Source organism: Streptococcus oralis subsp. dentisani, assembly GCF_002860905.1.
Lineage (GTDB): Bacteria > Bacillota > Bacilli > Lactobacillales > Streptococcaceae > Streptococcus > Streptococcus oralis_BA.
Map to the genome: position 1 here is coordinate 21,436 of NZ_PKIG01000009.1, position 12,624 is coordinate 34,059.

General features: G+C 40.1%; 19 protein-coding genes and 1 pseudogene. 3 read left to right on the top strand and 17 right to left on the bottom strand.

Translation table 11 applies throughout. From position 1 onward, the window contains the following. Nucleotides 1-5 precede the first annotated feature (5 nt). The 14 genes from CYK16_RS09795 to CYK16_RS09860 all read right to left on the bottom strand — a co-directional run bounded on the left by CYK16_RS09795 (nt 6) and on the right by CYK16_RS09860 (nt 9,053). Nucleotides 6-830 carry a membrane protein insertase YidC gene (locus CYK16_RS09795; protein WP_219619582.1) on the bottom strand — a complete coding sequence of 275 codons (825 nt, stop codon included), beginning with the start codon at nt 828-830 and terminating at the stop codon, nt 6-8. After that, nucleotides 805-1,176 (bottom strand): ribonuclease P protein component, encoded by a 372-nt coding sequence (gene rnpA / locus CYK16_RS09800; RefSeq protein WP_000739245.1) that lies wholly within the window; start codon nt 1,174-1,176, stop codon nt 805-807. Before rnpA ends, CYK16_RS09795 begins: the two co-directional genes overlap by 26 nt. 149 nt (nt 1,177-1,325) lie before the next feature. After that, nucleotides 1,326-2,516, bottom strand: a complete 1,191-nt coding sequence (locus tag CYK16_RS09805) for an acetate kinase (RefSeq protein WP_049521853.1) — start codon at nt 2,514-2,516, stop codon at nt 1,326-1,328. Nucleotides 2,517-2,565: 49 nt separating this feature from the next. Continuing rightward, a complete protein-coding gene (locus CYK16_RS09810; RefSeq protein WP_060806174.1) occupies nt 2,566-3,519 on the bottom strand; it encodes a class I SAM-dependent methyltransferase in 954 nt (317 codons plus the stop codon). A 60-nt stretch (nt 3,520-3,579) separates the two neighbouring features. After that, nucleotides 3,580-4,167 (bottom strand): class I SAM-dependent methyltransferase, encoded by a 588-nt coding sequence (locus tag CYK16_RS09815; RefSeq protein ID WP_060806173.1) that lies wholly within the window; start codon nt 4,165-4,167, stop codon nt 3,580-3,582. 32 nt (nt 4,168-4,199) lie between these two features. Next, nucleotides 4,200-4,613: a competence type IV pilus minor pilin ComGG gene (gene comGG, locus CYK16_RS09820; protein WP_060806172.1), complete on the bottom strand. Its 414-nt coding sequence runs from the start codon at nt 4,611-4,613 to the stop codon at nt 4,200-4,202. Next, nucleotides 4,591-5,052, bottom strand: a complete 462-nt coding sequence (gene comGF / locus CYK16_RS09825) for a competence type IV pilus minor pilin ComGF (RefSeq protein ID WP_101776964.1) — start codon at nt 5,050-5,052, stop codon at nt 4,591-4,593. Before comGF ends, comGG begins: the two co-directional genes overlap by 23 nt. After that, nucleotides 5,015-5,317 carry a competence type IV pilus minor pilin ComGE gene (gene comGE / locus CYK16_RS09830; RefSeq protein WP_000413380.1) on the bottom strand — a complete coding sequence of 101 codons (303 nt, stop codon included), beginning with the start codon at nt 5,315-5,317 and terminating at the stop codon, nt 5,015-5,017. Before comGE ends, comGF begins: the two co-directional genes overlap by 38 nt. Next, on the bottom strand, nt 5,280-5,684 hold the full coding sequence (gene comGD / locus CYK16_RS09835) for a competence type IV pilus minor pilin ComGD (protein ID WP_060806170.1): 405 nt from the start codon (nt 5,682-5,684) through the stop codon (nt 5,280-5,282). The genes comGE and comGD overlap by 38 nt, the downstream gene beginning before the upstream one ends. Continuing rightward, the gene (comGC, locus tag CYK16_RS09840) at nt 5,677-6,003 is read right to left on the bottom strand and encodes a comG operon protein ComGC (protein ID WP_060806169.1); all 327 of its coding nucleotides are present in this window, start codon (nt 6,001-6,003) and stop codon (nt 5,677-5,679) included. The genes comGD and comGC overlap by 8 nt, the downstream gene beginning before the upstream one ends. Nucleotide 6,004: 1 nt before the next feature. Continuing rightward, nucleotides 6,005-7,048, bottom strand: a complete 1,044-nt coding sequence (gene comGB, locus CYK16_RS09845; protein ID WP_081094103.1) for a competence type IV pilus assembly protein ComGB — start codon at nt 7,046-7,048, stop codon at nt 6,005-6,007. Beyond that, complete coding sequence (comGA, locus tag CYK16_RS09850; protein WP_024056744.1) at nt 6,969-7,910, bottom strand: competence type IV pilus ATPase ComGA; 942 nt, start codon at nt 7,908-7,910, stop codon at nt 6,969-6,971. The genes comGB and comGA overlap by 80 nt, the downstream gene beginning before the upstream one ends. A gap of 75 nt (nt 7,911-7,985) precedes the next feature. Continuing rightward, nucleotides 7,986-8,351 carry a DUF1033 family protein gene (locus CYK16_RS09855; protein WP_000286413.1) on the bottom strand — a complete coding sequence of 122 codons (366 nt, stop codon included), beginning with the start codon at nt 8,349-8,351 and terminating at the stop codon, nt 7,986-7,988. 78 nt (nt 8,352-8,429) lie between these two features. Then, entirely contained in the window at nt 8,430-9,053 is a 624-nt protein-coding gene (locus CYK16_RS09860) for a cysteine hydrolase family protein (RefSeq protein ID WP_000483066.1), read from the bottom strand. A gap of 253 nt (nt 9,054-9,306) precedes the next feature. On the opposite strand from CYK16_RS09860, the gene CYK16_RS09865 reads away from it, so the two are divergent. The 3 genes from CYK16_RS09865 (at nt 9,307) to CYK16_RS10760 (ending at nt 10,678) form a co-directional block, all read left to right on the top strand. Further along, a complete protein-coding gene (locus CYK16_RS09865) occupies nt 9,307-9,867 on the top strand; it encodes a TetR/AcrR family transcriptional regulator (protein ID WP_020901063.1) in 561 nt (186 codons plus the stop codon). A gap of 173 nt (nt 9,868-10,040) precedes the next feature. Beyond that, on the top strand, nt 10,041-10,340 hold the full coding sequence (locus CYK16_RS09870; protein WP_031240797.1) for a hypothetical protein: 300 nt from the start codon (nt 10,041-10,043) through the stop codon (nt 10,338-10,340). Nucleotides 10,341-10,360: 20 nt separating this feature from the next. After that, complete coding sequence (locus tag CYK16_RS10760; RefSeq protein ID WP_180948765.1) at nt 10,361-10,678, top strand: hypothetical protein; 318 nt, start codon at nt 10,361-10,363, stop codon at nt 10,676-10,678. A 36-nt stretch (nt 10,679-10,714) separates the two neighbouring features. On the opposite strand, the pseudogene CYK16_RS09880 reads toward CYK16_RS10760, so the two are convergent. From CYK16_RS09880 to nagA, 3 genes and pseudogenes are all read right to left on the bottom strand, one after another. Then, a pseudogene (locus tag CYK16_RS09880) lies at nt 10,715-11,206 on the bottom strand (zinc-binding dehydrogenase); the annotation flags it as partial. Beyond that, complete coding sequence (locus CYK16_RS10765; protein WP_155640174.1) at nt 11,188-11,343, bottom strand: hypothetical protein; 156 nt, start codon at nt 11,341-11,343, stop codon at nt 11,188-11,190. The gene CYK16_RS10765 and the pseudogene CYK16_RS09880, both read right to left, overlap by 19 nt. Before the next feature lie 86 nt (nt 11,344-11,429). Beyond that, entirely contained in the window at nt 11,430-12,581 is a 1,152-nt protein-coding gene (nagA, locus tag CYK16_RS09885) for an N-acetylglucosamine-6-phosphate deacetylase (RefSeq protein ID WP_060806167.1), read from the bottom strand. Between the last annotated feature and the right edge of the window lie 43 nt (nt 12,582-12,624).

A 12,624-nucleotide genomic window follows, 5' to 3' on the forward strand; every position in this document is an offset into this window, starting at 1 on the left:
CCTTATTATTTCGTTTTCTGAGCCTTTTTCTTGGCTTTTCTTTTTCTATTTTCCAAATCTTTTTGTGCCTGTACTACGGCCTCACGCTCTGCAATAATCTTGAATGGATTATTCAAGAAATAGGTTTGCAAGACTTGATAAGCATTGGAAACTGCCCAGTAGAGCGCTACTCCGCTTGGAGCATAAACCCCAAAGATAAAAATCAAGACTGGAATCCCATACATCATCGCAGTTGTAGCCCCATTACGCTCAGACAAGGCTTTATTAGACAGCCAAGTACTTAAAAAGGTAAATACAGCTGCTAAAACAGGAAGAACAAGGGTTGTATCCACACCACCAAGGTTAATCCATAAGAAATGACCTGTCTTTAAAAAGTCAACTCTTGATAGAGCTTGGAACAAAGCCAAGATAACCGGCATCTGAATCAAAATCGGCCAAAGAGAATCTGACTGTCTGACACCCATTTCTTTAAAGACTTTACGCATTTCTTGCTCTAGCTTGGTTCTGCTTTCCATATCACGACCTGGATATTGTTCTCGAAGCGCCTTAATGCGTGGTTGAGCTTCCTGCATTTTTCTGGAAGCCACCATTTGCACTTGGAAGACTGGCAAGAGAACTGTACGAATCAAGACCGTAAAGAGGATAATCCCCACTCCGATACTGATATCAAACGATAAAAAGCGAATGATTTCCGCAAAGAAGTAAACAAATTTACTCCAAAAATCAGCCGAATCGGCTGTAATATCGCTAGTTGTCCCATTAGTCGCACAGGCTGTCATGATCAATAGAGACAGTCCTAGCAAACTAGTCAACTGTAGTTTCTTTTTCACTCCCATTTCCTTCCTGGTAAATCTTTGATAATTTTAATACGTGGAGTAGATTTTTCTCCATCTCTGCGTATCCCAAGGTTTCGACCCCTTTTCGAGCAATGACAACAAAATCGACATCTTCTACCAGACTCCCTTTTGCATTCTGGATAATATGCCGAATCCGTCGCTTAATTTGATTTCTAGTGACGGCATTCCCCAGTTTTTTGCTAACTGATAGACCTACTCGAAAATGGTTTTTCTGATTTTCTAATTGGTAGACAACAAATTTGCGATTGGCAAAACTTGTCCCCTCCTTGAAAATCGCCTTAAAATCTTTCTCTCTTTTTACACGAAAGTTTTTCTTCAAAACTCAACTCCATCTATTAAATTACTACTATTATACCATATTTTTCAAAAAAGCCAATCATAGCAAGGTTTTGCACAATTTCATCAGAAAAAGAAGCTGGAAAAATCTCTTTCCCAACTCCTTGTACTAAATATTTTTTCTAGTTTTACTTATTTTTTCAAGCGTTCAACGTCACGGGCAATGACCAATTCTTCATCAGTTGGAATAACCAATACACGGATCTTCGCTGCCTCTGTTGAGATGTCTCCTGTCACACCAAAGACGTTCTTTTCTGGGTCAACATCACAACCAAACCAAGAGATACCTGAGATAACATCTTCACGCACATTTGCAGCATTTTCACCGATACCTGCAGTAAAGATAATAGCATCTGCTCCATTTAAGACTGCAAGGTATTGACCGATATGTTTTTGGATACGGTCAACATACATTTCATAGGCTAAAGTGGCATCGTGGTCCCCTTCTTCCATAGCAGCAATCACATCGCGCATATCACTAGATTTGCCTGAAACACCCATAAGCCCTGATTCACGATTAAGGACGTGACTAATATCCTCAGGCGTGTTAAAGTCCTCTGTATATTGCATTAAATAAGGAATGATAGCTGGGTCAATATCCCCTGTACGAGTTCCCATCATCACACCACCAAGTGGAGTGAATCCCATTGAAGTATCGACAGATTGACCACCCTTAACAGCTGTAATAGAAGCACCATTACCGATGTGGCAAGTAATCAATTTCAAGTCTTCTAATGGACGTCCCAAAAGTTTTGCGGCTTCTCCTGCTACAAACTGGTGACTTGTACCGTGGGCACCATATTTACGAACCTTGTTTTCTGTGTAATATTTTGTTGGGAGAGGGTAGCGATAAGCTTTCTCTGGCATACTTGTGTGGAATGAAGTATCAAAAACAACTACACTGGTAATGTCTGGCAACAACTCCTTGAAGGCACGAACACCTGCTGCATTGGCTGGATTGTGGAGAGGAGCCAACAAGCTCAACTCTTCAACTTTTTCTAAAACATCTCCCTCAACGACTGTTGATTCTTTGAAATATTCTCCACCTGCAACAACACGGTGTCCAACACCTGTAATCTCATCATAAGCCTTGATAATATCGAAACGAATCAAGTCATCCAATAAGATTTTAACAGCTTGTGTATGATTTTCGATATCCAAAATTTGTTGCTCAGAACGGCCGTCAAATTTTACAGTCGAAATTGAATCTTTCAAACCGATACGTTCAATCAAGCCTTTGGCTAACACTTTTTCCTCTGGCATTAAGTATAATTGCCATTTCAAACTTGAACTTCCTGCATTGATTGCAATTGTTTTTGTCATAACAAGACTCCTCTTTTAAGCGTTTTCAACTATTATAACAAAATCTATTTTATATTTCAGTACCTTGAGTCCGTTTTTGAAAATTTTCTTTAAATTTCATTAAAACACTTGCATCTTGCAAGCTAGCAAGTGGATAAACAAAAGGCTCTACTGCTATTTCACTTTTCTTCTGTAGGATAAAAATGGTCTTGGATTGTTTGGCATTAGCAAAAAGATTTTCAGGCAGACTAATCATAGCAACCAGACTGGCCTCTTCTTTCAACCACCCTTTCAACAAATCACTTTGAGGACTGGTCAACAAATCACTCGGAGCTAGAAAAATAGCGTATCCGTCTGACTTGAGGTACTTAAGTCCTTGTTCCATGAGCAAGTGATGGGCGTAAGTATGTTCTTGACTAGAAGCAACTTGATGGCGCGACGCAACAGCATCATCAGGATAATAGCCAACAGGCAAGTCGCTGATAACCACATCACTTTCTTTGAGCATTTGTGGACGAACGGCATCTCCTTGGACAAAACCAGCCTGCAAACCAATCACATCTGCCATACTAGCCGCCAAATCAATCAGCAAATCATCCACTTCTATTCCCAAATAATCCACCTTTTTATCAAGCGAGGTCAAGAAAGTAGCCCCCAGAATTCCCATGCCAGAACCCATTTCGAGGATAGTGATTTCCTCCTCTTTAAACAGCTCTTCCACAATAAACACTAAAAGTAAAGCAATGGCATCTGGTGTAAACTGGTGATTGGCCTGTAGGGGCTCTGTTTGCCCAGCCTTCATCAAGAGAAACTGGTAGGTCTTGAGCCATTCTTCTTTGCGTAGTGCTAAACGCTTAAGAGCCTGATTGTTCTCCTTAACCTGGTTTAGCTCCGTCTTACCATCCAGATAGATGCTGTTTTGCTCCACCAAGGCGTCATAAAAGTTGGTCGTCAAATCACTTTGGATGACTTGGACATTCTCTAGTAAATATGTATAAGCTTGTTCAATTTTTTCAAAATCCATATTCCTATCTTATCAAATTTCCCTGCGTTTTTCCATCCTTATAAAAAAATCACTCCCTGACTAGGCGAGTGATTTTTGAGCTACTGTTAAAAAGAGTTCTGAGTAATTTCCTTGAAACAGGTCTTCAGCGCTATAGAGAATCTGACTATGCACCGATGAAAAACCATGATCAATTAGCTTGTTTTCCAGTTCACCTAAATCAAATCCATGATGGTTAGCTTCTGTCTTGGTAAAATCGGCAATAAGGAGTCGCCCATCTTCCTTCAAATGCTGATGAAACAGTGAGAGAGCTGCATCCAAATCAGGCATATGATGAAGAACCCGACTAACAACAATGCAATCAAACTCTTGCTTCAAGGGATTTTCCAGTAAATCCTGCTCCAAAAACTGGATATTCTTGATGTCTTGCTGCTCCGCTTTTAAACGAGCCTGCTCCAGCATTTTCTCAGAAATGTCTACAAGAGTGACTGACTTAGCCTGCTTGGCTAGGGGCAAGGCTAATAGACCCGTCCCTCCACCGAAATCCAGAATTTCTTTGTCAGAGAGCAAATCCACCTGTTTTTCGATAGCTTGATAAACCAAGTTTGCTAGAAAGATATTTTTAGGGGAATCGAAAGTTTCTGCTTTGTGATTAAAATCATGTCTCATGCTTTTAGTTTAGCACAAAGTATCTCGATTGGCTAGGAATTCTCTTTCTTTTCAGACTTCTCGCCTGATTTTTTCTTCTCCGCTTTTTCACTTGAATCAGTCGCTGCCTCTTTCTTTTCATCTGTTTTCTCTTCTTTGATTTTGACTGAAGGAAATAGGAACTCATATTGGCTCTTAGGCGTGTGAACCCTTGTCACCAAGTTTGTTTTCTTATTTTGATAACTCACCTGACCCAGATTAAAGGCCTGTTCTCCACTTTCTTGTTCAGCTTTATCCTTGGTTCGCTTGGCCATGGCAAAAGCGATTAACTTTTCTTTATTCAAAGCATAGTCTTGATAGTGGGCGACTTGTCGGTTCAAGTAAAATTGCAACAAAAGACTAAAGATGGCTACCATGGTGACTGCATAGAGGAGAACTCCCGCCTTAACTTTTTTCTTTTTCCACACGATAGATGAACTCCCTTTCTAAGCCTTTTTGAAACTGGAAACGAAAACGAACCACTTGATTGTCCTCTGTAATTTGAGCTGATTTGAGTCCATAAACCATAGGTTGATAACCCCGTCCACTGGCATCGGTTTTCCGAAAATCATCTGATCTTGACTTACCTATCGCAATTTCCTTGCCATCCTGCTTCATATAGAGGCGATTTCCCTCCACTTTTTCGAACTGCGAACGGTCTAATTCTGCCTCTAGCTGATCCACAAACAAGAGCCACTCTTTTTGCTCACTTTGCTGCTGGTAGCGAACTTCTGAAATGAGGAGCTGACTCATGGCTTGAAAGAGGAGTAAACTTCCACTGATGACAATAAGAGCAATCAGGGATTCTAACAAGGTAAAAGCCTTGATTTTATGGCTCTTTGATAGCCAACAACTGTTCTGAACCATGGTAGACCTCCAATCCCTTTTCACTAGAAAACACCTGAATCTCAACTCCGTTTATGTTTACCTGATTTTGACCTGTCTGCAAAGCCATCTTAGCTACACGCAAGACTTCTTCCTTTTGCAAGATTTTTGCTTCTTCCTGCCTATTTTTCTGAATTTGTCCCAAAAGGAGGGTTGCAATGCTGGCAAAGATAGCTAGAGCGACTACTGCTTCCAGTAAAATCACTGCCCTAATCTTTTGTTTCCTTAATGCGTTTAATTTTTCCATTTCCTAGATATAATTGATAACGAATTGCTCCTTTACTGGTCTGAAATTCAACCTTAGCTAGGGACGAATTGCCCCCAGCTCGGTCAAATGTAATACTTTGGCCTGATGGTGCCTGAATTCCTTTAGGAACTGTCAACTTTTGACTGCCGTTACTGATCGTCTGCCCATCTAAGTTTAGACTGGCCTTTTGCTGACTGGCTACACTGCGCTTTTGGGTTTCCCGATAAAGTTCCTCAAACTCCATAAAGAAAATCTGCTCCTCTACCGCCGCAAAAGTGGACTGAACAGAGCCTGACAAGCCCAAGGCAAGGATACTCACAAGTCCCAAAACCAAGAGACTTTCCAGCATGGTAAAGGCCTTAATCATTGACTTTACGATTTGTTCCTCCATTTTTAGTATGGTATTCTTTATAAGCTTTAGCCTGTTCTTCCGTGATTCGCCCATCTGCTTGTAACTTGCTTAGGCTAGCATCTTCATTTTTATCCAAGCTATAAAGCTCTGCCTGACTTTCCACCACCTTAACAACAGCAGCTTTTCCTTTATCATTGACCGCCTCTTTTTGCTTGGTCAAATTAGGTACAAAGAGCAAGAGAAGCACGCTGATGATGAGCAAGACCACCAACATCTCTACCAGAGTGAAAGCTTTAACCTTAGCTTTTTTCAAGAACGTCATCATTTTTTTCATTTTAAAAATTTACCTCCATATTTTGATACATGGGCATAAGCATTGCCGCATAAAGTAAAACGATAATCAGAGCCACAAAGATAAAGACCAGTGGCTGCACCAGATTCATGGTGCGGTTGACTCGGGTAAAAAAGGCTTCCCAAGTTTTTTCAGCATAGATTTCCAACTCACTACCCAGCTTGGACTTGACTTCCCCATACTCGATGATGAGACTCAACTCCTTCTTAAAGAAAGTATAGGTTCCTATAGTCTGAGAAAATTCCTGACCATTTTGTAGGGCTTGAGCCAGATCTTGACCGATTTCTTTAAAGAGCTGGGAACCTTGTTCCTGCATCATCTGAAAAATCTGCATCAGCTCCATCCCCTGCGAAATCATGTTCCCCCACTCACGCGCGTAATAGGCTGTCAAATAGATCTGCACAAAGATTCCAAGAAAGGGAAGGCGTGCTAAGATAGAAAAGACCCGCATCTTAGAACTTCTTTTATATAAAGTGAGTGCTAAAAGGACACCTACTGAAACAAACCCTACCATTACTAGAAAAATTTGTGGTAGATTGCCAATGATTTGAGTGGCAATATTGCTACTATCCAGTTGTGGTAGTAGGTAGTTCCGTAGCCCCAGCATGATTAAAAGAAGAAAACCCAGCAAAATCAAGGGATAGGTCGCTACCTCAATTAGTTTTTTCTTGACCTTGGCCAGATTATCTAGATATTCTTCTATCTTTCCCAAACTCAGGTGAAGATTCCCATGGACTTCAGCTAGGGATAACTGAGTGACAATGGCACTTGAAAAACCTAAACTTTCCATCATTTCTGAGAATGATTTCCCCTGAGACAAGCCCGTGCGCATCTGGGTCACACACTGCTTGTCCAATAAGGCACTCCTATCTAAAAAGGAGATGGTCTCCACCAGATGAAAACCGCTGGAAAAGAGATTGTTAAACAAGGTGATGATATTTTTTTGCTTAGCTGTAGCTAATTTTTTCCGTTTCAGCCTGAAGACTTGTGATATGTCCGTCTTTAAGAAGTTGGTCAATCTGTTCATTCCAGCTAGTTGGCTGGTGTTCTTGATAGTCTTTGTTTGCAAAGTCAACGATTCCTCCTCCCCCGATTAATCTCTGATAGCAGACTCCCTGCAGAACGACTGCCAATTCCTCCTCACTCACACCCAACTCCAACAGGCGCTCATAAACACCTCGAATACTCTTGGCATGAATGGTTGAAAAGACTGTCGCACCTGTCAAACTAGCTCTAACTACTGCACGCGCCGTCTCGCTGTCCCGAATTTCTCCGATAATCAAGAGATCAGGACGATGACGTAAGGAAAGCTTGATAAGATTTTCATAGGTTAGCCCAATCGCCTCATTCAACTGCAACTGGAGCATGTCGTCCTGCTTGATTTCGACAGGATCTTCGATGGACATAACCTGTTGCCCCTTAAAAAGGGACTTAGCTAATTCATGCATTAAGGTTGTCTTGCCACTGCCGACTGGGCCAGCAAAGAGATAGAGACCACGTTGCCTGTACTGCTTACCCAGTTCTCCAATATCCTGAAACCAAAAATGCAAATCCTGCTCCTCATCATGCAACAAGCGAATAACTAAACTCTCATGCCCTCGATAATCGCCTACAGTAGATAAACGTAGGGACGCCATCTTCTGGTCATATTCATAATCACAGGAACCAAGTTGACTACGTCGCTTTTCTCCAACATTCATACCCGCCACAAACTTAAAGTGACTGATGACGGCCGCAAATTTTTCAAAATCATAACAACCGATTTTACAGCGCTCGTCTCCTACCCTCATATGAAGCTCATAGGCGTCTAACTTGGGGACAAAATAAATGTCTTGTGCCCCTTTTTTCCGGGCCGAACGAATGATTTCTTGTGCAATTTCTTGAACCATACTTACCTCCTCACCTATACTATTCGCAAAGATTTGGAAAAATAAAAAAAGCAACTCCAAAAAGTTACTTTTTCTCTATTTTAATTTCATACGGCAAGAACGGTGCCTTTCCTTACCTGTTTGTTTTTCATAGCCTGGACGTAATTTTTCATCTGGGATAACCTGCTCATCCTGCAAAAGAGCTAAAGAATGGTATTGTTGTAAATACTCATCACATTCATCACACCAGCGTTGGTCTTCTGGATCCCAAAAAATAGTCATCAAGTCACTTCTACTTTTATAAAGAGGGGATTCTTGTTCCAATCTAAACCAGCAAGTTTTGTAGTATTTGAGAGCATCATAATACTGGTCAAATTTTCTACTTGCTACAATATCTTCTTCCCAACCTTCTAAGAACCACCACGGTTCAAAATCTCCGTACATTTCTATAACACGATACATATTCATTCATTCCTTTGTACCGTATATTATAACCAATTCCGCCAAACAAGGAAAGAAATATGCTCATTTCTTATTTATCTAAAGTTGAGCGATAACTTCCTCAGTTGTCAAAACTTGGTTGGCAATGTAGCCGTAGTTTGTCAGTGCAGCTTGGTAGGCTTCTTCACCTGGAGCACCTACAGCATCGTTAACAACAATGACATTGTAGCCTAATTCTATGAGTTCACGCATGTGTGAATCCACGCAGAGATTAGCATTCATACCAGCCAAGATGACGGTGTCGATACCATTTTTGCGGAGTTGAAGGTTAAGGTCGTTGCTTTCTGGGCCAAAGATTTTATGTCCGTTGACAACAATAGTATCTTCATCCAAAAATGGTTTAATCTCTTCAATCATATCTGCTCCAGAGCCTTCTGGAATTGCTGAATATTGACTATCACGCCAAAACATTTCGTTTTCAATCATCATCGTTTCACCAGCAGCTTTAAATTGCCACTTGTGATCGTGTGGATAGAAGTAGTGCGGTGAGATAAAACGCTTGTAGCCACGCTCTTTAGCAAGAGCGAAAAGCTTTGTCAGATTTTCAATAGTATTAACTTTTTCAAGAACGTCTTTAGTTGCTCCGAATCCTTTACCAGTATGTTTTAGGAATTCAACTTGTGGGTCTGTGATAACAAATGCGACATTTTTCTGATTGAACATGAGGTTCCTCCTAATATGATTTGATTAACAGCCAATAGGAATTTAGACTGTTAGTTTGATGATTTTCCAAATGGTAGTTTTAGTTATATACTGACCGTTCGGTACAATTATAATAACATCTAAAATTGAATTTGTAAATCAATTTGCTCAGAACAAAAATTTTAATGATAAAACAGTGGCAAAAGGTGGTGGTTTCAATTGTTTGGTCTCAGACTCTGAATCTGCTATAATAGGAAAAAAGAGAGGTGAGCAGATGAGCGTTAAAGAGCGTATTTTACAAAGTGCTGAGGAATTGATTTATCAGAAGGGTTATGTGGCCACCTCCATCAGTGACATCATGGAGGCAGCTGATGTTGGCAAGGGGCAGCTTTATTATTATTTCACATCTAAGAAGGAAATTGGTTTGACGGTCATTCAAGATATTTTAGCAAATTGGCGAAAAGAGCTTTTTGAAGATATTTTTGAAGCAGACAAGTCTGACAGTGACAAGTTTTCGGATATGATTGACTGGGTTTATCAATTTCATGAAAGTCAGACGGTCTTTTATGGTTGCCCAATTGGTAATCTGATTGTGGAATTGTCCACAGAAGATGAGAACTTCCGCTGTCCTCTCAATGATTTTATGACCCAGTGGACAGAGAAGTTAGCCAGCCTCTTGCAAGACCTGCATGCTGACTGGTCAGAAGAGCGGGCGCATTTGCAGGCCCGTCAAGTCATCTCCAGTATTCAAGGAAGCATTGTCATTCTCAAAGTCAGCCAAGACATCCAAGTTTTGGAAAATAATATGACGGATTTGAAAAAGAATTATTGTTAATTTTTAGCCGAAGAATTAAAAGTATGTTAATTTATGGATTGTGGTTAAGAGGTAAGAATGACAACAGATATTAAAACTGAAATTGGTCATAGAGTAAGACAGGAACGTGAACGTCACAAATTGACGAGAGAAGAGGTCTGTGGACAGAATCTGACTTAATAATCAAACAGCTGATGCGTACTGAGCTTGGGCAATCCTTGCCAACAATTACTAAGTTACAATATTTATCTAAGCGATTAGAAGTTCCGATAGATACTTTTCTTGAAAATAAAGAACTAGCTCTTCCTGAGGAAGAGTTGCTGAGTCTAGACTTGATTGAAAGAATATTAGACTTGATAAGAACAGGGACAGGTAGTTTCGCTGAAGATATTTTTGATGATTATTTTAAGCAAGTTTACACATTCAATGATTTACTATTAATTGATTATTTTGCTATGCAATGTCAAGACTTGATTTATAGAAGAGAGCATTAGATAATTTTCGGATTAAGTTGTTGAAACAGCAATTAGTTAGTGATGAAATGTATAATGTAGAGCTACTATCAGTTCTTTGTGCCATAGCGGGTGTTTATGTTGTTCATAATGACTATAAGCATATGATATCTCTAGTAAAAAAGATGAATGAAATTTTATCAGTAACAATATTGCAAGTCTATAAACCTGGAATTTCAGTATTTGAAGCTAAGTGCTATCTTTATTTTGAAAATGATAAAAATAAAGCAAAGGAACTTTATCACTCAGCAACTATACTAGCTGAACAATTTGATGATAAAGTATTTGATAAAAAATCCAGCCATCTGATGGATGACTGAATTTGATTTTCGAAGAGTATAAAATCTTTTTACTATCTAGGCTTCTGAGATATCGTTTTCGATAATGACCTTAATGGCATGGTGGTCTGCTGCCTTGCTGAAGACTTCATAGGCTTTTTCAATTTCACTTAATTTGAAATAATGAGTTACCAATTTTTCTGGTTCAATCTTATGACTTTCAAGTGCTTTCAACAATTGTGGAGTTGTATTTGTAGATACCAAACCAGTTGTTACATTGATGTTGCGAATCCAAAGTTTATCTAAATCGAATTCAACTGGTTTACCATGCACTCCACAGTTGGCAACTGTTCCGTCTACACCGATAATCTTTTGACAGAAGTCAAATGTTGCAGGAATACCAACAGCTTCGATAGCAATATCTACACCACGACCATCTGTCAAATCATAAATTTCCTTAATGGCTTTTTCAGGGTCTGAAGAATTAACCTTATGAGTCGCACCGAATGATAAAGCAGTTTCCAAGCGGTTATCGTCTAAGTCCACCATAATCAATTTGACTTGCGAATAACTGGTTTGTCTACATCAACAAAAGAAGCAAGTCCTGGTTTAACATAAGTATAGGCTTTCATAAAGCACTCCTCCGTTTTTTTATTTGTATTATTTATAATACAAATGTGAGCCTTTTCATTTGCTTCTTCAAGCATTTTTGTGATTTTTTTACTTTTTTATTTACCGGTAAAGTACCATGCATAAAAAAGCAGAAGCTAATCTCTAACTTCTGCCTTCTCTCTTATGCTTGATAACGTTTCACGCCATCTAGGTAGGTTGCTACCAATTCCAAATCTTTATCCAGTACGATAAAGTCTGCATCATATCCTTCACGGATTTGGCCACAGACATCATCGATATGAACAGATTTTGCTGGGTTTAGACTGGCCATCATGACTGCTTCATGTGGATTTGCAATACCCCATTCGACCACATTCTTCAAACCGTCCTTGAGTTTGAGGATAGAACCTGCCAAATTGCCTGTAGATTTAAGGCGAGCAGTTCCATTGGCAACCACTACTGGGAATTCTCCCAACATATAGTCACCGTCTTCAAGCCCACCAGCTGTCATACAGTCCGTAATAAGAGCGATGTTTTCTGTCCCCTTTTGCTTAAGTAAAATCTCACAAGCTTTTGGATCTACGTGATAACCATCACAGATCAACTCTGCATAGGTGTGTGGCAATTGATACATGGCACCAACCATACCCAGTTCACGGTGAGTCAAACCACGCATTCCATTGTAGGCATGTACCCAAACACTAGCTCCAGCATCGACTGCTTTTTTAGCTTCATCAAAAGTCGCGTTTGAGTGCCCAAGAGCAACCGTTACGCCTTCTCCCGTAACTGTACGTACAAAGTCTTCTACACCTTCACGTTCTGGCGCAAGGGCAATTTTATTTAACAAGCCATTTGCTGCTTTTTGCCAAGCACGAAACTCATCCATACGAGGATCTTTCATGTAGGCAGGATTTTGAGCTCCCTTGTATTTCTCTGTGAAATAAGGCCCTTCAAAATAAATTCCACGAATTTTCGCTCCACTTGCTTCCTGGTAACGAGCACCGATATTTTCTGTTACCGCAAGCAATTGCTCATAAGTGGATGTCAAAGTGGTTGGCAAGAAGCTGGTGACACCTGTACTAAGTAGTCCTTCACTCATGGTATGAAGGGTTCCTTCGATGTTATTATCCATGACATCCACACCGCCAAATCCATGAATGTGGGTATCCACAAGTCCTGGGGCAATACTGTAGCCTGTATAGTCAATCACCTCAGCTCCTTCAGGAATCTGCTCTACATGCTTTCCAAATTTTCCGTCCACAAGTTCCAAGTAACCACCACGACGAACCCCGTGTGGGTAGAAAAACTGATCCGCTTTAATATAGTTAGGCATAATGTTAACCTCCTTAAAAGATTGATTCTACAATTTATTATGT

Coding starts and splice junctions, on each gene's coding strand:
- CYK16_RS09805 (WP_049521853.1), bottom strand. CDS start 2,516: ATGACAAAAACAATTGCAATCAATGCAGGAAGTTCAAGTTTGAAATGG.
- CYK16_RS09810 (WP_060806174.1), bottom strand. CDS start 3,519: ATGGATTTTGAAAAAATTGAACAAGCTTATACATATTTACTAGAGAAT.
- CYK16_RS09815 (WP_060806173.1), bottom strand. CDS start 4,167: ATGAGACATGATTTTAATCACAAAGCAGAAACTTTCGATTCCCCTAAA.
- comGF (WP_101776964.1), bottom strand. CDS start 5,052: ATGGTTCAGAACAGTTGTTGGCTATCAAAGAGCCATAAAATCAAGGCT.
- comGE (WP_000413380.1), bottom strand. CDS start 5,317: ATGGAAAAATTAAACGCATTAAGGAAACAAAAGATTAGGGCAGTGATT.
- comGD (WP_060806170.1), bottom strand. CDS start 5,684: ATGATTAAGGCCTTTACCATGCTGGAAAGTCTCTTGGTTTTGGGACTT.
- comGC (WP_060806169.1), bottom strand. CDS start 6,003: ATGAAAAAAATGATGACGTTCTTGAAAAAAGCTAAGGTTAAAGCTTTC.
- comGB (WP_081094103.1), bottom strand. CDS start 7,048: ATGAACAGATTGACCAACTTCTTAAAGACGGACATATCACAAGTCTTC.
- comGA (WP_024056744.1), bottom strand. CDS start 7,910: ATGGTTCAAGAAATTGCACAAGAAATCATTCGTTCGGCCCGGAAAAAA.
- CYK16_RS09855 (WP_000286413.1), bottom strand. CDS start 8,351: ATGTATCGTGTTATAGAAATGTACGGAGATTTTGAACCGTGGTGGTTC.
- CYK16_RS09860 (WP_000483066.1), bottom strand. CDS start 9,053: ATGTTCAATCAGAAAAATGTCGCATTTGTTATCACAGACCCACAAGTT.
- CYK16_RS09865 (WP_020901063.1), top strand. CDS start 9,307: ATGAGCGTTAAAGAGCGTATTTTACAAAGTGCTGAGGAATTGATTTAT.
- CYK16_RS09870 (WP_031240797.1), top strand. CDS start 10,041: ATGCGTACTGAGCTTGGGCAATCCTTGCCAACAATTACTAAGTTACAA.
- CYK16_RS10765 (WP_155640174.1), bottom strand. CDS start 11,343: ATGCTTGAAGAAGCAAATGAAAAGGCTCACATTTGTATTATAAATAAT.
- nagA (WP_060806167.1), bottom strand. CDS start 12,581: ATGCCTAACTATATTAAAGCGGATCAGTTTTTCTACCCACACGGGGTT.